Origin of the sequence: Pseudomonas mediterranea CFBP 5447, assembly GCF_000774145.1 — a bacterium.
Lineage (GTDB): Bacteria > Pseudomonadota > Gammaproteobacteria > Pseudomonadales > Pseudomonadaceae > Aquipseudomonas > Aquipseudomonas mediterranea.
This window is the reverse complement of record NZ_KN322984.1, coordinates 395,653-413,715: the sequence shown is the minus strand read 5'-3', so window position 1 is coordinate 413,715 and position 18,063 is coordinate 395,653. Positions and strand designations below refer to the sequence as shown.

Sequence of the window (18,063 nt, the reverse complement as noted above, 5' to 3'; positions counted from 1 at the left end):
TCAGAACTGGAAGTAAAGGAACGGCGAGAAGCTTTGCGCCGAGAGTTTGAGAATCGAAGCGATGAACAGCAGCAGCACCAACGCACGCATGACATAGCGCGGCCAGTCCGCGACCCAGTAGGCCGGTTGCACCTGGGCCTCGACGCCCACGGTGTAGCCCGGTTCGTGGATCGTCGACGGGTTATCGCCCGGTACGGCCTTGATCAGCCCCGGTTGTGCAGTGGCGGGGCCATTGGCCTCGGTGTTGACCTCCGGCTTGGTCTTGACCGGCGGACGGTTGGTGTAGAAGTCCCGCAGGCCGAAGAAGGCCAGGGTGACGTAGGCCACCACCAGCGTGGCGATCTGCAGGCCGGTGAGGTTGGCGCGGGTCAGTTCCGACAGCGACCAGTCACCGAAGCTGAACATGGCGCCGTACATGCGTCCGGCCACATGCAGGTTTTCGGCGCGGAAGATCACCCAGCCCATCACCACCAGCAGGAAGGTCAGCGCCCAGCGGATCGGGTTGATGCTGCGTGGCGTGGTGTTGATGCCGACGGCTTTTTCAATGGCCAGCCAGATCCCGTGCCAGGCGCCCCAGATCACGTAGGTGATGTTCGCGCCGTGCCACAGACCACCGAGCAGCATGGTCAGGAACAGGTTGCGATAGGTCATCAACGTGCCTTTGCGGTTACCGCCCAGGGTGATGTAGAGGTAGTCGCGCAGCCAGGTGGACAGGCTGATGTGCCAGCGCCGCCAGAACTCGGTGATGGACTGGCTGATGTAGGGCTGCTTGAAGTTTTCCATGAAACGGAAACCCATCATCAGGCCCAGGCCGATGGCCATGTCGCTGTAGCCGGAGAAGTCGAAGTACAGCTGCGCGGTGTAGGCCAGGGCGCCGAGCCAGGCATCGCCGGTGGTGGGGTTCTGCAGGGCGAAGCAATGGTCGGCCACCACCGCCAGGGTATCGGCGATGAACACTTTCTTGATGAAGCCCTGCATGAAGCGCGTGCAGCCTTCGGAGAACTTGTCCAGGGTGTGGGTGCGGTTGTTGAACTGGTCGGCCAGGTCACGGAAACGCAGCACGGGGCCGGCGATCAGGTGCGGGAAGATCGCCACGAACGCTGCGAAGTCGATCAGGTTGCGGGTCGCCGGCGTGTCGCCGCGATAGACGTCGATGATGTAGCTGATGGACTCGAAGATGTAGAACGAGATCCCGATTGGCAACAGCACATGGGTCAGGATGAAGGGTTCGAGACCGAAGCTGGTCATGATCGCGTTGAGGCTGTCCACCCCGAAGTTGGCGTACTTGAAGTAGCCCAGGATGCACAGGTCCACCGCCACGCCGAGCAACAGCCAGCGCTGGGCCGGCTTGGTGCGTACGCCGGCGGCACCGACTTTCAGGCCGATCCAGTAGTTCCACAGGGTCACGGCGGCGAACAGTGCGAGGAAGTCCACCCGCCACCAGGCATAGAACACATAGCTGGCGATCAGCAGTAGCAGGTTGCGATAGCGTTGCCCGCTCAAGTAGTACAAGCCGAGAAAGATCGGCAGGAACAGGAACAGGAACACGTTGGATGAAAATACCATCCCGATCTCTCCATGTTGAATCAACAGTCAAGGGCCAGAGCCCCCCCAAACCCCCCCATGAAAAAGGGCGGTGATGATCGTTCCCACGCTCTGCGTGGGAATGCCTCTACGGACGCTCCGCGTTCGGCTTTTTGGGACGCAGAGCGTCCCCGGCTGCATTCCCACGCAGAGCGTGGGAACGATCAGCGGTGAATCAGCTTCCTTTGCCTTTCTCGTTGGCCGGGTCGTAGACCCGGGTCAAGTCCCCGCCGAGGCGGAAGGTCTTGAACGGTTGCATTTCATGTTTGCGCTCCAGCACATCGCCGGAGCAGGTGTAGAGGCTGCAGAACGGTTCGAGCCAGGCGAACTTCGAATCGATCTTCAGATCCTTCATGTCCTGCTCTTCGCCGTTCTTCTCTTCGAAGATGTCCGGGTCTTTCACCCCGGCCAGCACCCGCTCACCCAGGCGCTTGAGGGCGCCGTTGTTTTCCTGGCGCAGGTCCACACCGTTGACCTGGGCGAAACTGGCGATCATCGCCAATGGCGGCAGGGCATAGTTGTGGTAGGACAGGGCCCGTTGCTTGCGCTTGAGTTCGTTGGGCAGGAAGCCGTCGGCATCGATCTGGTTGACGCCGACCTTGTATTCCTTGACGGCCCAGTCGAACAGGTCGCGGCGGTTGGTTGCGACCGAGGTCGCCATCACCGACCAGGCGGCCCAGTAGGAGTGGTTGTTGGTCTTGTCCAGCGGCAGGTTGTCCCAGTCGCTGACCACCTGGTCGGCCATCTTGCTGAACCAGCTTTCAATCAGTTGTGCCTGTTCCTGATGGTTCGCCAGCGGATGGGAATCGGAGAACTTCAGGCGCACGTAGGCCGAAGCCATGCTGCCCAGGGCCCATTTGCGCATGGACTTGCCGGTGTGGTTGAAGTCCTTGGACATCAGCGCATCGGCCTTGGCCCAGGTGGTCAGCCAGTTCAAGGTGCATTCCAGCTGCTCGGGACGGCCGTCGCGCATGAACTGCATCACTTGCTTGCTGACACCGCGCTCGATCCTGGTGATGTCGGCGGTGCTGTCACGAAAGGCTTTTTCCGACTGCACGTTCAACGTCGCCCGTGCCTTGTCGGAACCCTCGTACTTGCTGCGGAACTGCAGGGAGCCGGTGTAAGGCGTCGGTACGGCGTCGCAGCCTTGGCCGGAGTCGCCGGCCTTGGCCTTTTCGATCGGTGCGAAGTAACCCTGCGGTGGGCGCAGCGGCGCCGCGGCCTGGGTGGCCCCGGCGAACATCGCCAGGGTCAGCAGGGACGGCGCCAGCAGCGTTTTCAACGTTCGGTTGCGCATGTTCCTGGTCATAAAGCGAGACCTCATTGTCCGATTTGAGCCGTTTGTTCGGCTTGCGGAGAGACATTGCGTTTACAGATTTTCGCTTCGACTTGTTGTGGCGCGGCACCGGCTTCGGGGCCCTGGACTTCAACGGCTAGCAGGTTTTGCGAAGCCCAGTCCTCATCGGTGCGCAACTGGAAGGCGAAACGTCCATCGGTGTCCGAGGTATTCGGTTTTTCGATCTTGATATCCTCGTGGCGCCCATTCATGTACCAGAGGGTGGCTTGCAACGTTTTCACCGAGGTATCGGCGAAACGGATATCGACCTGGTGGCTGCTGTTACGCAGATCCATGTTCTTGCTATTGACCATCAATTCGTTCTTGCCCGGCTTGAGGGCGGTCTTGCTGCTCATCAGCGCCGGCTTGCCTTCACAAGCGTTGTCGTCCAGCAGCGCCATCATCTGGCGATAGATGGTTTCCTGGTCCAGGCGATACAGCGGCGAGAATTCCCAGATCAGGATTTTCGGCGGGCTCTTCTGGAATTCTTCGCTGCCCAGGTACTGGATCATCGCGCCTTCGAAACCGCCGCCGGGGAAGGCCACGTTGAGGATGTCGGCGCCGATGGCTTCTTCCAGGAAACCGGCGAAGTTGTAGTTCTTGCCGCTGTGACTGGTACCTACGAGGGTGATCTGCGGGTTGCCGGAATCGCCGAACAGATCGCCGTCACCGGCCTCGCCTTTAGGCTCGGTGGTGAACTGATCCATGTACTGGATGGCGTAGCTGGTGCCGCACAGTTGGCCGGCCATGTTATGCAAAGTGCCGGTCTTGCCCATGCGGCCGGATTTCTTGGTCTCGAATTCACGCTTGGGAATGTCGGCGAAGGCCGGGATCTGCTTGACCTTCTCGGCGACGATCTTCGCCGTGCGCTGGGCCCCGTAAGGCGTCCAGTGCTGGTCGCCACGGAAGTAGAAATCGTGGGCCGGCAGGGTTTCGGGCAGGTTTTCGTTGGTCAGTGGCGACAGGTCCGGCACCACGTAGCCCATCTGCGCGAAACGGCCGAGCATGGTCTTGTAGTTGGCCAGGGCTTTTTCATAGTTGAAACTGGCCTTCTCCTGCGGGTTGAGCTTGTTGCGATTCACCAGGCCCCGGGTCGGCTGGTAGACGATGACCAGTTCGACGCCTTTCTTCTTGAACGCATCGTGCAGCTGTTGCATGCGCTTGTAGCCGGCCGGCGTGGTGTTGAATTCGGTGCGCAGGTCTTCCCGGGTGCGGAACAGCCAGTCGCCCTGGGCCTGTACCAGTGTGGTGAAGTTCTGCTGATAGCGCGTGGTGTAGTTCTTTTCATCGTGAGCGGCGGGGCACAGGTTGCAGCAGGGCTCTGCGGTGAAGGCAGGCGCCTTGATGTCGTCGGCGCGCGCGCCGCTTGCAGCGGCGAGAATGCCGGCAGTCAGGGCAGACAGGCCCAGGAGTTTGATCATCTGTGGGTTCATAAAGGTCATCCTCAGTCCCGCAATTCGGTCTGGCGTTCGACAGGGTCGATCAGTACGGCTTTCTGCTGGCGCACCAGCAGGTCGAGAATTTCGTCCTGGCGCTCGCCCAGGATCCCGGTGAAGCTGATGCCGCTGGATTTGGTCGGCGCGAGCATGGACACGCGGTACAGCTCGACGCTCAGGGGCGAGTCGATGGACAGCGGCCCACTGCCGTTGGCGGCCAGTTCGCCACCGACGACGATCAGCGAAACCTCGGCATCGAACGGGTCGAGCTTGATGTCCCGGTCGGTGTTGGACAGGTCCTTGATGTGGCCGTAGATGCCGGTCAGGCCGTTGGCCATGGACACGTTTTCGTAGAGGCGGATGTTCACGCTGTTACGAATCCGGATGCCGTGGCGCTGGTTGCTGATCACTTTGTTGTCCCACAACAGGTTGTCGGCACTCTCGTAGAGGGTGATGCCGTCGGTGTGGTTCTTGTAGATCTCGTTGTAGGCAATGATGTTGTTGACGCTGTTACGGTCGATCACCAGGCCCGAGAGCTTGTTGTCGTAGCTGCGGTTGTTGAAGATGAAGCTGTCGTTAACCTCACGGGAAATGATGATCCCGTGCTTCTTCTTCGTCCCGTAGACGGTATTGTCGGCGATGATCAGCCGATGGGACCGGTCGTGGGGGTCGATGCCGTAGACGATGTTGTCCTTGTAGGTGTTGCCCTTGACCACGAAGTCGCGGGTTTCATAGCAGTAGAAGCCGTACCACATGTCCGAGAACTCGGAATCGATGATCCAGCCGGTCGGTTCCGGGCGCTTGAGGACCTTGGCCATGTTCGGCGTGTACTGGGAAATACTCACCCCGTACGACTTACTGTTGGAGTAGCCGAAGCTGGCCATCTTGGTGTTGACGACGTAGGTCTCGGTGCCGCCCCACGCGAGCAGGAACGGACGGAACTCCTTGGGCGAACGGAACGTGGCGGGGCCGTTGTCCTTTTCACGCCAGCCGGTGACCTTGGTGTCGCGGATGAACATCCGGCCATCGTTGACCAGGAACGAGCCGCCCTCCTGGGACAGGCGCAGTTCCTGGGTCTGTTTGTCGATTTCCAGGATGCCTTTCTGGCCGACCACGATCGGAATCTTCGCCAGGTAGACACCCGGCGAGGTTTCGATGATGTACTTGGGCAGCTTCTTGGCCAGGTCCTTGAAGTTCATGTAGCCGTCGTCGATGAAGATGGCCTGCGGGATGCCGTGCTGGCGCACCACCCACTCGGCCATCTTGTTGTCACCGCCGATGAAGTCCTTCAGGGCGTTTTCCTGCATCATCCGGCGCACGCTGACCTTGCCGGGCTTGGTCCGCACGATCTTGGCCGCGACCGCTTCGGCAGTGAAGCCTTTGAGGTCGGGCAAGGTCGGCTTGGCCAGTTCCAGTGGCGCGGTCGGCGCGCTGTTGACGGTGTAGGTCTTGGCGCGTTGCAGTTCCTTGACCACGTTGCCCGGCTTGACCACCGGTTCAACGTTGGCGAACGCCGGCGAGCCGGCCAGCAGCATCGCTGCGACCAACAGGCTGATCGAACCTTTCATCGCCTGGCTGTTCCTGAGGTAGCGGTTCATTTCGGGCACTCCCATGGCCATTCGCATCAGAAGCGCCAGATCACGTCGACAAAGGCGCGATGCATGTACGAGTCGACGTCTTTGCCGTAGGCATCGCCTGGCTTGAACACGCCGCCACGCAAGCGCACCAGCGCCGAGGGTTCATCGATGGACTGGCTCAGTGCGGCCGGCAGCAGTCCTTGCTTGAAGTACTTGGTGACCACCAGGTCGACCTCCTGGCCCAGGTCCTTGTCGCCGTCACGCAGCGGCAGGGTCGAGGTGGAGAGGATGGCGCCGGTCACGTCGTCGGTGTTGTTCTGCACGGCGTTGATGCCGTTGCTGCCCACCGGCTTGTTGCCGTCCACACGCCAGAACTTGTGGTACACCAGGCTGGCGTCGTATTCGTCGCGCAGCTGCCAGGAGCCGAACAGGCTGGCGCTCTGGGTATTGGCCATCTCGCCACGGAACGCTTCGCCGAAACGGTGGACCCGCGAGCGGGTGCCGGTGAAGTTCGAGCGGTTGCTCTGCAGGCCGTTCTGTTGGTACTCATCGCTGGCGCGGGCATAGGCCGCACCGACTTGCCATTGCGGATCGAGGCGCAGGCGGATACCCAGGTCAGTGGCCCAGCCGTTCAGGTCTTCACTGCGCTTGGCTTGCGCAGGACGCGTGCCGTCGGCGTTGAGCGGGTTGACGGTGTCGCTGTCGCCGGACATGCCGGTGAGGCTGGCCCAGTAGTTGACGGTGTTGGTGTTGCGCCAGTTGTAGGCGTCGCTGTTGGCTTCCAGGCCGAGCCAGGTCAAGTCGCCGTTCTGGGTCTTGTCCAGGGTGTCGGTGGGCTCGCCCGGGGTCGGGTAATCGAGGCTGCCGTTGTCATGGGTGTGATGGGCACGGATACCGGCCCATTGGCCTGGCATCCACTGGTAAGCCACGTCGCCATAGACGTGCAGGCGATCCTTGTCCTTGGGCGACAGTTCCTTGAGGTCGGTGCGGTATTCGCTGAAACGTTCGGCGACGCCGACGTTGGCTCGCAGCAACGTGGTGTCGAAGGTCCAGTTCAGGGCTTCGATGTTGGTGTCGCGCCATTGGCCGTCGTCGTTACGCAGGCGCTGGCGCCCGAACTTCAACTGTTCGCCCGGATACGGGGTCAGGCCGCTGTAGCCAATCCAGAATTCACGCATGGCCAAGTAGTTCTTCTTGGCTTCGCGGTCGCCGCTGTCAGTCTGCTGGGTGGCGCCATCGGACTGTTGCAGGGTGTCGGTCTCGATGACATCGGTAGACGTCACCGCCTGGGCCATGGCGTAGGCGCTCCAGTTACCGCTTTCGCCATAGACCCATGGACGCAGGTCCAGGCCCACGCCGTTGACGTCGCCACCGCTCTGGGTACCCAGGTCGCGGTCGTCTTCGGATTGGCCGGTGATCTTCACTTCCAGGCCGAAATTCTTGCTTTCGGTCAGGGCCGCCAGGGTCGGGCAGGACCACATCAGTGCGAACGTCAGGCCAATTCCGGCCTGCACAAAAGGATTGAGCTTCAAGGGCTTCATAGTTGTTCCTCGCCGTTATCTTCTTTTAGGGCTTGCAGTTCCAGCGTATCGGGGCTCATGACGCCACGAATGGCCTGCTCTTGTTGTAGCAGGCGTTTGGCTTGGGCAAGCTGCTCCGGCGGTAATTGTGCTTCGAGGGTCTGGGCAAGCTCGATGGCTTGCGGGGTGTTCTGGACCTTGGCCAACTGGCTGAACACATAGGCGTTGACCGGGTTGGGCTTGGTGCCCTTGCCTTGGGAAAACAACTGGGCAATGGCGAAGTCGGCACTGTTCTGGCCGTTGCGGGCGGCCTTGAGCAGATGGTCCAGGGCCTTCTGCGAGTACACTTGGCCCAGGTAGCCACGGCGATAGATCTGGCCAAGGTAGTAATCGGCGGCCACTTCGCGGCCGACGGCTTTCTGGAAATGTGCCTCGGCGGCCTTGGCGTCGGCCGGCACCCATTTGCCTTCGTAGTACAGCTTGCCCAGCAGCAGCTCGGCGCGAGGCTGGTCGGCGGCGCGGCCGTTTTCCAGGTATTGCATCATCTTGTCGACATCGCCCAGTTCGGGGAAGTCGTAAAGCAGTTGCGCCAGGCTGACCCAGGCAGCGGGGTAGCCGGGGGCGATGCCTTCGAGCAGCGACTGAGCGGTTTTCTCATCGGTCTTGCCCAGGCTGGCATCGGCCAGGACGCGGGCGACACTGTCTACGCGCTGGGCGGATACGACGCCACGGGCGTGGCCGGCCTGCATCTGCTTGAGCAATTCGGCCTGCTGTTCCGGCTGGCCGCGTTTCTGATAGACCGTGGCCAGTTCGACGTAGCAGATGTCGGTCGTTGCCAGGGCGGCCTTGCAGACCTTCTCGACTTCGTCCAGGTGCTGGTCGTAGGTGCCCTGGGTGCGATAGAGCAGGATCTGCGCCAGGCCGGCTTCCGGGTAGCCGGCGCTGCGCCACTGGCTGATCTGCTGCTGGGCGTTGACGTTCGGGAAGCTGTGGGGATATTGCAGGTACAGCATCGCCAGCGGGATCAGGGTATTGCCTTCACCGTTGGCGAAGGCTTTCTTCAGCAGGCCTTCGGCTTCGTGCTTTTCGGCCTCGGTGGAGCCCGGCTTGGCCACCAGCAGGCGACCCAGGCGAGCCTGGGCCCGCGGCGAAATATCCGCGGCGGCGCGGTAGGTGGCCTCGGCCTTTTTCATCTGCTCGGGATCGCGGCTGTCCACCTGGATATCGGCCAGACCCACCTGGGCCTCGCTGTAGCCCAGGTCGGCCAGTTGCTGGTAGTTCTGCTGTGCCAGCGTCGTATCACCACGCTTGAGGGCCTCGTTGGCCAGGCGCTGGTCGGGCAGGCCGGCGCAACCGGCCAGGCTTACGGCCAATGCCAACGCACAGAATGCACCCGTGTGGGAGCGAGCCTGCTCGCGATGCGGGCAGCTCGATACATCAGACACACCGCGCTGATCCCATCGCGAGCAGGCTCGCTCCCACAGGGAATGCAGCGCATTGTTGTTTTGTGGAGTCGTCACGGGCAGTCCTCCGCTTACTTACCGACAGCCATGGCTTTTTCGACCAGCCAGTTCAGGTTCGGACCACGGTCGCTGTTGACTTCCACGGGACGACCGGCCAGGGCACTGTCCAGAGGCTCGTCGGGCTTGATCAGCACGCGGATATCCGACGACAGGTCTTCGCTTTTCAGGCTGGTGCTGCTGATGATCTTGCCGGTGCGGGTGACGTCTTCGCCGGCGACCTGGAAGTTGACCGAGGTGCCTGGACGCACTTCACCGAACTGGCGATAGGAGAAGCGGGCTTCCACGTTGGCTTCGGTGCCGCGGGGAACCAGTTGGAAGATCACGTCGCCCTTGCTGGCGTATTGACCGTTGGCGACCAATTGCTGAGCCACGATGCAGTCGCAAGGGGAGGTCAGGGTGCCGGTCATTTGCTTGCCGAACAGCTCTTCGACCTTGGCCGGTTGCAGCTGGTTATCGTCCAGGTGACCCTTGAGCACGTCGAGCATGCTGGTGCTGAAGGTCGCCAGCGGGGCGCCTTTGGCGGCCACGCCGTCAGCCTTGACCAGGCTCTGTACGGTGCCGTCGCGCGGCATGGTGATCGCCATGCCCGGCACGTTCACCAGGCCTGCCTGGGCGTGGCTGACGAAGTACATGCCATACAACGACTTGAAGATGAACCCGAACGCCGCCAGGCCGACGATGAACACGCCCAGGCTGAAGGTCACGGCCCGCAGGCGGCCCAGGGCACTCATGCCATTGCTTTCATCCTTCTGCTTGCGCGCCTTGGTGAAGTTGTCGCGTTGCAGGGTCGCCAGCACATCGCCGACGCCGACAATATCGCCGGCCAGGTGCGAGGTGATGATGTGACGCAGTGTCGAGATGTCCCGTGGTTCCAGGTTCTGGAACTGGCAGCCGGTGCGGCCGGTCTGGCGCTCGTGGGAGCGGATCTGCAATTCCACGTCCATGGCCAGGCCAAGGTTGTCGATGACGAATTGCAGGCGACCCTTGTAGGCCTCGCCCACCTTGAGCGGCATCTGGCCGGCGTTGAAGCTCAGGCCGCCGGCGGACAGGTCCAGGACCTTGACTTCCATAGGGGTACGGTCGGGGCCGAAGAAGCGCAACTTGGCCGGGATTTTCACTCGGGCGTGTTGGCGCTGGGCTTCGGATTCATGCACTACGTTGACGTTCACGGCGGTGTTCATAGGGGCGATTTCCTAGTTAATTCAGGCGAGTTCGGTCAGACCATCGTCAACAGCACGGCGACGAAAATACTGCCGGCAGAGAAGGTCATGGTCCGAGACGACCAGGTGTTGAACCAACGTTGAAAGCTGGCGAGATCACGGGTAAGAGAAGTGGGCTGGCGGGTCCAGGACTGTTGATCGAGGCGGAAAAACACATAGATCTTCACCAGCGCGCCGACGATCTGGTTGTAATAGAGAATCGCCGGGTAAGCGGGGCCGATGCGGTGTCCGGAGCACGACAGCAACAGGGTCAGGATCAACCGGGTGATGCCGATCCACAGCAGGTACACCAGGATGAACGCGGTGCCGTACTTGAAGCTGGCGATCAGTGCCACGGTCAGGCCCAGCAGCGAAGTCCACATCGACACGCGCTGGTCGAACAGCACCACCGAGGTAAACAGGCCCAGACGTTTCAAGCCCAGGCCCAGTGCCCGGGAGTTCTGCCGCAGGTTGTTGCCGTACCAACGGAACATCAGCTTGCGACTGGCCTTGATGAAACTTTTTTCCGGCGGGTGCTCAACGGTGTTGATCGCCGCATCGGGTACGTAGAAGGTGTCGTAGCCCAGGCGCATCAGGCTGAACCAGCTCGATTTGTCATCACCGGTCAGGAACTTGAAGCGACCCAGGCGCCAGTGTTGCAGCGAGTCGCTTTCCACGTCGGCGATGAAGTCCGGGTTGGTCACCACAGTGGCGCGGAACACCGACATGCGCCCGGTCATGGTCAACACGCGCTTGGACAGGGCCATGGAGCACATGTTGATGTGACGCTGGGCGAACCGCAGTTTGTGCCATTCGGCCATGACGTAGCCGCCACGTACTTCGCAGAACTCGTTGGTGGTCAGGCCGCCGACGTTGCCGAACAGCTGGAACCACGGCACGGTCTTGCGCACGACGCCTTCGGCGAGCACGGTGTCGCCATCGATCACGGCAACCACGGCACGGTCGTCCGGCAAGTGGCGGGAGATGGCGCGGAAACCGTAGGCCAGGCCGTCACGCTTGCCGGTGCCCGGGATGCGCACGAAGTCGAGCTTGACCCGCTCTGGCGGGTTCAGGCGGGCCCAGAGGCTCTTGACCAGCAGTTCGTCGGACATTTCCACGATGGAGCAGACCACGGTGGTCGGCAGCCCGCAGTCGATGGCCTCGCGGATCACCGAGCCGTAGACCTGGGCAGTGGTCAGCGCGTCGATACGGAAACTGGTGACCATCAGGTAGACGTGGGAAGGATCCGCCGCCGCGCCCAGCTTGCGTACCTTGCGACGCAGGTGCGGGTAGACGATGTACAGGAAGATCATGCCACGCACGAAATGCGTTGCTCCCATGGAGTAACGCCAGATGCCCACGGCGCCGATCAGGAAAATGAAATCCTTGGATTCGGAGTCGAACGTGGACGTGGGCAACGCCGTGGCGATGCCCATCAATAAACTCAAGTAAAACAGCCAACCGGCGGCCTGAAGCAGGCCGTGCTTTAGCCTGTGCATAATCTGCATCCGTCTCTATCTCGGGCGGGCCTTGTGGGCGGCCCGATGGGTTAAGGCAGGCGAAAGGCCGGCCGGGGCGAGCCCCGGCCGGCAAACAGACTTACCAGCAGATGCCTTCGGTCCGGCCATTTGGAGTCGTGGCCTTGGACATGAAGCCAACCAGGTCGATGACCTGCTTGCCTTCCGGTACGTTCTCGGTCAGCGCACGGAACTTCTCGTCGCGGTTGCCGAGGATGATGATGTCGGAGTTGTCGATCACCGAGTCGAAGTCGGAGTTGAGCAAGGACGAGACGTGAGGAATCTTCGACTCGATGTAATCCTTGTTCGCACCGTGGACGCGGGCGTATTCGACGTTGCTGTCGTAGATGCGCAGGTCATAGCCCTTGCCGATCAGCATTTCCGCCAGTTCTACCAGTGGGCTTTCGCGCAGGTCGTCGGTACCGGCCTTGAAGCTCAGGCCCAGCAGGGCGACTTTGCGTTTTTCATGGCTGGAGACGATGTCGAAGGCGTTCTGCACCTGGGATTCGTTGCTGCGCATCAGCGAGTTGAGCAGCGGTGCTTCCACGTCCAGGGAGCTGGCACGATAGGTCAGGGCGCGTACGTCCTTGGGCAAGCACGAGCCACCGAAGGCGAAGCCTGGGCGCATGTAGTACTGGGACAGGTTCAGGGCCTTGTCCTGGCAGACCACATCCATCACTTCACGGCCATCGACACCCACGGCCTTGGCGATGTTGCCGATCTCGTTGGCGAAGGTCACCTTGGTGGCGTGCCAGACGTTGCAGGTGTACTTGATCATCTCGGCGACCGCGATGTCCTTGCGGATGATCGGCGCATCGAGTTCTTCGTACAGCGATTGCAGGACGTCGCCGGAGGCCTTGTCGAACTCGCCGATGACGGTCATCGGAGGCTGGTCGTAGTCCTTGATCGCGGTGCTTTCACGCAGGAATTCAGGGTTGACCGCGACGCCGAAATCGACACCGGCCTTTTTGCCGGAGCAGTCTTCGAGGATCGGGATGACAACGTTTGCGACAGTGCCTGGCAATACTGTGCTGCGCACTACGATGGTGTGGCGGGTGGTTTTTTCACGCAGGACAAAACCGATCTCGCGGCAGACGGCTTCGATGTAGTTCAGTTCCAGGTCGCCGTTCTTTTTGCTCGGCGTGCCGACGCAAATCATCGACAGGTCCGTATCGCGAATGGCTTCCGCGAAGTTGGTGGTGCCACGCAGGCGACCTGTTTGAATACCTTGTGCCAACAACTCCCCAAGACCCGGTTCAACAATTGGCGATTTGCCGGCGTTGATCATATCGATCTTGTCTTTGGCGACATCTACGCCAACCACATCATGGCCCCGTGCAGACAGGCAACCGGCACATACTGCACCGACGTAACCCAAACCAAATATGCTAATGCGCATCGCATTTACCTCTGTTTTTCACGCCATTAAATGGCCGGAGTTAATAGTGTTCAGCGGTCATAGTGCACTCGGAAGTGTGGAATGCAGGCGCCACAGTGCCGTGTGCAGGCATACTAAGTTCCGAGTGTCTAAATAATTGCACTCAAGTTGTGCGCAATGCGGCCTTCTTGTTATGACCTGCCCTGTTATGCAGCCAGTCCTCGTTGTCCAGAACGTTCGTGCAAAGGTCGTTCACTTCTGATTTCTGGCAAAAAGCCCACAAAATCAGAAGCTTGTGTGTTCGGGTGAACACGTTATAGGGGCGCAGCCTTGGCCTTGTAGGGGATAGTGATGGTGCCTTATCTCCTGTCCTTTTCATCTTGGATCCATAAGGACGACCGTTTCGCTTAGTTGCTGTGACAACTTGGTTACTTCAGTCGACGTCCCTTGTAAGTTATCTCGTACACGCTCGGCGAGAATCGTTACGGGTGGTATGAGCCGTGCATTTGGACATAGTTCCAGCCCGCTCATCGCGATTTCTGAAATTTTTTGAAATATTGGCCGAGATGGCACTGCTCTCAAATTGATAGCACTGGCGATTTCGCCCTTTAGTTACGGGGCGTTAAAAGGCCTCGATATTTTTTTGCCACTACTGTTGAAAATTTTCTGTGCCACTACGGAAAAAACTGACAATTGTCGAGTGAAAGAAAAGTTAGGCCAGAGAGTGGTTTGAATATTGACGCCAGTAAAGTGGCGAATTGAGTGGGGAAGTGGGATGACTTGTCGGGGTCTGATCGAGGCCCCTGATCAGGGGCCCGGAAGGGGGCTGCGTTATTGTGGGGCGTGGTCGCGCAGGAAAACCAGTTTTTCGGTCGAGGATTGCTCGGCACTGTAACGATAGCCTTGCACATCGAACTGTTTGAGCAAGGCTGGATCGTTGATGCGTTCCTGAATGACAAACCGGCTCATCAACCCGCGGGCTTTTTTTGCGTAGAAGCTGATGATCTTGTACTGGCCGTTCTTCAGGTCCTTGAATTCGGTATCGATGATGCGTGCATTCAAGGCGCTGCGTTTGACCGCCGAGAAGTACTCGTTGGAGGCCAGGTTCAACAGCACGTCGTCGCCCTGGTCGGCCAGGGCTTCGTTCAGCCATTCGCTGATGCGGTTGCCCCAGAATGCATAAAGATCCTTGCCCCGGGCATTGGCCAGTTTCGTGCCCATTTCCAGGCGGTAGGGCTGCATCAGGTCCAACGGTCGCAGCAGGCCATAGAGACCGGAGAGCATGCGCAGATGCCGTTGGGCATGATCGAAGTCGGCTTCGCTGAAGCTCTGTGCATCCAGGCCCGTGTACACGTCACCCTTGAAAGCGAGCAGGGCCTGCTTGGCATTGGCCGGGGTGAACGCCGGGGTCCAACTGCCGAATCGCGCGGCATTGAGGCCGCCGATCTTGTCGGAGACGTGCATCAGTTCACTGATCTGTGCCGGCGAGAACTCGCGCAATTGCTCGACCAGTTCCTGGGAGTGGTCCAGGTACTGCGGCAGGGTAAAGCGTTCGGTGGCCGGCGGTGTTTCGTAATCGAGGGTCTTGGCGGGGGAAATCACCATCAGCATGAATCGTCTCCTTTTAAAGGTGCGGCGATTCTAGGGGGTTGTCCGGGTGGACTCCAGCTATTGGGGTGATAGGTGATCGGTGGTGTAAAGGAAATATTCAAAGCCCCTCAATTGTGGCGAGGGGATTTATCCCCGCTGGGCTGCGCAGCACGCCCAACAAAGTGAAGCGAGATCAGCCTGAAGCACCGCGCGGGCGCTTTTAGGGCTGTTTCACAGCCCAGCGGGGATAAATCCCCTCGCCACAAAAGCCTGTTCGAGCAATGAGATAAGCGGGCGTCGTTCTTGGATCAGCTATGATGCCGCGCGGGTTTCGTTAATGGAGATATCCCTTTTGCGCATCGTGCTTCTGTTATCGGCCTGGTTCCTGAGTCTCAACGCCCTTGCCGCGCCCAATGACATCGCCACCCTGGATCGCAGCACCTGGCCGGAACAACTCACCAGCCCGACCCTGTTCGACGTCGCTTCGCGGGCCGAGATCCTGATGTTCGCCCGGGTGTTGCTGGATACCGATGCCATGGACGAAATCGCCCTCAAGCAGTACCTGGGGCTGCGCTCGGTGAACATGGCGGCGATCACTGCCCTGCGTGCCCGGTTGTGGCAGCGCTTGCTGGCCGGCTACAACTTCGCCCAGCAAAGTTGTGACCAGGACGCCTCTTTCTGCTACCTGGTGGAGAACATGGCAACCTTGCGTGAGGAGGCGCGCCGATTCCATCTCGATGAGGACTCGTTCTATTTCAAATGGGCCGGGCCGAGCCAGATCTTTCATACCCAATACCGGGATGAGTTGTTGCGAAAAGCCGCGCTTTTTCCGCAAACCACCAGCGAAATCGAACGTTTTGGCGATTACGAACGCAACGGCGAAGAGATGCACGACCGGCTGTTCTTGCTGACGTTCGACAGCGGTGCCAACGTTGCGCCGGACAACACGCCTTGGCTGACGGATTACTTGCGCAAGTCGAACATAAACGGCACGTTCTTCGTGCTGGGCAAGGACATCCAGGCGCGGCTGGTGGAAGAGTCCGTCAACGACCTCCAGTCGTTGTATTCAGAGCAGTGCGTGGGTGTGCAGGGCTGGGAGTTCCGCTCCCATAGCTATTGGCAGGACTGGCAGGACTCGGTACGGCGCAGCGTCGATCTGGTGAAGGGCAAGCTGCCGGAGAACTATGTACCGCTGTTCCGCCCGCCCCAGGGCCAGCGGCGTGGCGATGCCGAGGCATTTTTCAGGCAGCAGGGCCTGCAAGTGGCGTTGTGGGATATCGATCCCCAGGACGGCACCAACCGGCTCAAGCCCGAGCAGAGTGCCCAGCGCGCGCTGACCTTGATGCTGCTGTGGCGCCACGGAGTGATCAACTTCAACGCCAAGCAGGATGCGGTGAAGACGGCGATGCCCTGGCTCATCACGCAAACGGCGCAAAGCGGGATCGGTTGGGAAGATTGTCAGGAGGCGTTTCGCTGAAACCGCGCAAGGCCCGGAAACATTGGGGAAAAGGAAAAAAGCGGTGCGCATTCATGGCAACCGGACTTCCGACTTTAACGGCGTAGCGGCAGTACGCCAAGGGCTTTTCGTCACTCTGAAAAATAAACTTCAAAAAAGCGTCAAAGTGCTTTTTCCTGTCATGGTTTTTGGAGTATCAAGAAGTCAGACCGCCGAAACCTGCAACACAGGTGGCGTCTTCCAAGACCCCGTTTGTGTGCAGTTCACCTGAATCCTCGCGGGTGAATCCGGTGGCTACCTCGAGGCGCAGCACTGTCATGGTATTGCGTCGAATGGCCCCCACAAAGGTGACCGAGTATGGATGACCACGGACGTAGCCCTTCCTCCAACCAGCCAATCCTCTATGTACTCGATACCAACGTATTGATCCACGATCCAAACGCACTGCTCAATTTCGAAGAACACCACGTTGCCATCCCGATGACCGTGCTCGAAGAGCTGGACAAGCTCAAGAGCGGCCATCACAGCGTCGCGGCCGAATGCCGGCAGGCGATTCGCCTGATCGACAAGACCCTGGGGGATGCCTCTCCCGAAGATGTCGAGCTGGGCGTACCGATCCAGCGCGGCAAGGGTGGCCCGAAGGGGCTGCTCTCGATCCTGATGAGCAAGCGCACCGAACCCAACCTGGTGCTGCCTGAACACCTGAACGACAACATCATCATCAACCAGTTGATCGACCTGCACGCGCGCAACAAGGATCGCGCCGTGGTGCTGGTGACCAAAGACATCAACATGCGCCTCAAGGCCCGGGCCTGCGGGATTGCGGCGGAGGATTACAGCACCGACCAATTGGTCGACGACGTCTCGCTGTTGCCCAACGGCTACCACACCATGACCGGCTCCTTCTGGGACCGTGTGAGCAAGGTCGATACCCGCCAGGACCATGGTCGCACCTGGCACCAGGTGCAACTGATCGACAACCTGCCGGCGGTGCACATCAATGAATTCATCATCGACGAACAGGGATTCGTCGGCTGGATCAAGGAGATCGAGGATGACAAGCTGCTGATTCTCGACCTGCACCAGGAGCCCTTGCTGCACCAGGAGGCCTGGGGCCTCAAGCCCCGCGACATCTACCAGAGCCTGGCCCTGTTCGCCTTGCTCGACCCCGATATCCACCTGGTCAACCTGTCCGGCGCCGCCGGTTCCGGCAAGACCATCCTGGCCCTGGCCGCCGCCATCGAGCAGACCATGGTCAGCAAGCGTTACCGGCGCATCATCGCCACCCGCAGCGTGCAGGGCCTGGACCAGGAGATCGGCTTCCTGCCCGGTACCGAAGCGGAAAAAATGGAGCCCTGGCTGGGGGCCATTACCGACAACCTCGAAGCCTTGCACATGGATGACGAAAGCACCCATGGCAGCGTCGACTACATCCTCAGCAAGGTGCCGTTGCAGTTCAAATCCCTGAACTACATCCGGGGCCGCAGCTTCCAGCAGAGTCTGATCCTGATCGACGAATGCCAGAACCTCACCCCGCACCAGATGAAAACCATCATCACCCGTGCCGGTGCCGGTTCCAAAGTGGTGTGCCTGGGTAACCTGGCACAGATCGACACCCCTTACCTGTCCGCGACCAGCTCCGGGCTGACCTACCTGACCGAACGCTTCAAGGACTTCCCCAACGGGGTCCACATCACCCTGCAGGGCGTACCGCGCTCGATCCTGGCCGAATACGCCGAATCCCATCTGTAATCCTTGATGAACCGAGCGACCTTATGGTCGCCCGGTTCCTGAACACGACAAATAACCCTGTGAGCGAGCCTGCTGTGGGAGCAAAGCTTGCTCGCGATAAAGGCACCGCGATTTCTGCGCGACCGCGTCAACTTCATCGCGGGCAAGCCTTGCTCCCACAGCAAGTCCTGCTTCAGCGAGCCGGCTCTCATAGGA

General features: G+C 60.2%; 13 protein-coding genes. 3 read left to right on the top strand and 10 right to left on the bottom strand.

Features of this window, described 5'->3' with window-relative positions:
* The 10 genes from N005_RS11635 to yaaA form a co-directional block, all read right to left on the bottom strand.
* Positions 1-1,566 carry an MBOAT family O-acyltransferase gene (locus tag N005_RS11635; protein ID WP_047701331.1) on the bottom strand — a complete coding sequence of 522 codons (1,566 nt, stop codon included), beginning with the start codon at positions 1,564-1,566 and terminating at the stop codon, positions 1-3.
* Between the two features lie 193 nt (positions 1,567-1,759).
* Positions 1,760-2,881 carry a mannuronate-specific alginate lyase gene (locus N005_RS11630; protein ID WP_144402673.1) on the bottom strand — a complete coding sequence of 374 codons (1,122 nt, stop codon included), beginning with the start codon at positions 2,879-2,881 and terminating at the stop codon, positions 1,760-1,762.
* Positions 2,882-2,904: 23 nt separating this feature from the next.
* Positions 2,905-4,353 carry an alginate O-acetyltransferase gene (locus N005_RS11625; protein ID WP_047701329.1) on the bottom strand — a complete coding sequence of 483 codons (1,449 nt, stop codon included), beginning with the start codon at positions 4,351-4,353 and terminating at the stop codon, positions 2,905-2,907.
* Positions 4,354-4,364: 11 nt separating this feature from the next.
* Complete coding sequence (gene algG / locus N005_RS11620; protein ID WP_047701452.1) at positions 4,365-5,954, bottom strand: mannuronan 5-epimerase AlgG; 1,590 nt, start codon at positions 5,952-5,954, stop codon at positions 4,365-4,367.
* 26 nt (positions 5,955-5,980) lie between these two features.
* Positions 5,981-7,465 carry an alginate export family protein gene (locus tag N005_RS11615; RefSeq protein ID WP_047701451.1) on the bottom strand — a complete coding sequence of 495 codons (1,485 nt, stop codon included), beginning with the start codon at positions 7,463-7,465 and terminating at the stop codon, positions 5,981-5,983.
* A 5-nt stretch (positions 7,466-7,470) separates the two neighbouring features.
* Positions 7,471-8,973: an alginate biosynthesis TPR repeat lipoprotein AlgK gene (gene algK, locus N005_RS11610; RefSeq protein ID WP_047701328.1), complete on the bottom strand. Its 1,503-nt coding sequence runs from the start codon at positions 8,971-8,973 to the stop codon at positions 7,471-7,473.
* A 14-nt stretch (positions 8,974-8,987) separates the two neighbouring features.
* Positions 8,988-10,157, bottom strand: a complete 1,170-nt coding sequence (locus tag N005_RS11605; RefSeq protein WP_047701327.1) for an alginate biosynthesis protein Alg44 — start codon at positions 10,155-10,157, stop codon at positions 8,988-8,990.
* Positions 10,158-10,192: 35 nt separating this feature from the next.
* Positions 10,193-11,674 (bottom strand): mannuronan synthase, encoded by a 1,482-nt coding sequence (gene alg8, locus N005_RS11600; RefSeq protein ID WP_392397495.1) that lies wholly within the window; start codon positions 11,672-11,674, stop codon positions 10,193-10,195.
* 100 nt (positions 11,675-11,774) lie between these two features.
* Positions 11,775-13,091 (bottom strand): nucleotide sugar dehydrogenase, encoded by a 1,317-nt coding sequence (locus N005_RS11595; protein ID WP_047701325.1) that lies wholly within the window; start codon positions 13,089-13,091, stop codon positions 11,775-11,777.
* 810 nt (positions 13,092-13,901) lie between these two features.
* On the bottom strand, positions 13,902-14,681 hold the full coding sequence (gene yaaA, locus N005_RS11590; RefSeq protein WP_047701324.1) for a peroxide stress protein YaaA: 780 nt from the start codon (positions 14,679-14,681) through the stop codon (positions 13,902-13,904).
* Positions 14,682-15,012: 331 nt separating this feature from the next.
* Between yaaA and N005_RS11585 the strand changes: the two genes are divergently transcribed.
* The 3 genes from N005_RS11585 (at position 15,013) to N005_RS11580 (ending at position 17,868) form a co-directional block, all read left to right on the top strand.
* Positions 15,013-16,137, top strand: a complete 1,125-nt coding sequence (locus N005_RS11585; RefSeq protein WP_047701323.1) for a polysaccharide deacetylase family protein — start codon at positions 15,013-15,015, stop codon at positions 16,135-16,137.
* A 43-nt stretch (positions 16,138-16,180) separates the two neighbouring features.
* On the top strand, positions 16,181-16,387 hold the full coding sequence (locus tag N005_RS29315; protein ID WP_154673551.1) for a hypothetical protein: 207 nt from the start codon (positions 16,181-16,183) through the stop codon (positions 16,385-16,387).
* Between the two features lie 86 nt (positions 16,388-16,473).
* Positions 16,474-17,868, top strand: coding sequence for a PhoH family protein (locus tag N005_RS11580; RefSeq protein ID WP_047701322.1), 1,395 nt, complete (start codon positions 16,474-16,476; stop codon positions 17,866-17,868).
* Positions 17,869-18,063: the final 195 nt, after the last annotated feature.